The organism is Lysinibacillus antri (assembly GCF_003977595.1).
In the GTDB taxonomy this organism is placed as follows: domain Bacteria; phylum Bacillota; class Bacilli; order Bacillales_A; family Planococcaceae; genus Ureibacillus; species Ureibacillus antri.
Genome location: NZ_RYYR01000082.1, coordinates 1 through 606 on the forward strand (window position 1 = coordinate 1; position 606 = coordinate 606).

The window sequence follows — 606 nt, forward strand, 5'->3', positions numbered from 1 at the left end:
TTCCGATCTTCAAGATGCTAACGCATTAACTTTCGTACCACGTACTGGTGTTGCAAATGCAGATGCTCAAGCAGGTACTGCTCGTGCACTTGTTAATGCTATGGTTATCGGTGTTACTGAAGGCTTTACTAAGAAATTGCAATTAGTCGGTGTTGGTTATAGAGCACAAATGAAAGGCAACGTAGTTGCTTTAAGTTTAGGCTATTCACACCCAATTGAACATACGTTGCCAGCTGGCGTAACTGGTGAATGTCCGTCTCAAACAGAAATTGTTCTTAAGAGTGCAGACAAACAGTTAATCGGCCAAGTAGCAGCTGATATTCGTGCATATCGCCGTCCAGAGCCTTATAAAGGCAAAGGTGTACGTTACTCAGATGAAGTAGTTCGTACAAAAGAAGCGAAGAAAAAGTAAAGTAAGGTAACACTATGGATAAGAAAGTAGCTCGTATCCGTCGTGCAACCCGTGCACGTCATTTAATGAGAGAGCAAGGTGCAACCCGTCTGGTTGTGCATCGCACGCCTCGCCATATTTATGCGCAGGTTATTGCACCTAATGGCTCAGAAGTACTAGCAGCAGCTTCAACTGTTGAGAAAGTAATTAAAGAG

At 43.4% G+C, this 606-nt stretch carries 2 protein-coding genes; both read left to right on the forward strand.

All coding sequences use genetic code 11. The annotated features are described in order from the left end of the window. On the forward strand, positions 1 to 412 hold a 412-nt coding region (rplF, locus tag EK386_RS20745), incomplete at its 5' end, for a 50S ribosomal protein L6 (protein WP_126660869.1). Positions 413 to 426: 14 nt separating this feature from the next. Further along, on the forward strand, positions 427 to 606 hold a 180-nt coding region (locus EK386_RS20750), incomplete at its 3' end, for a 50S ribosomal protein L18 (protein ID WP_281274281.1).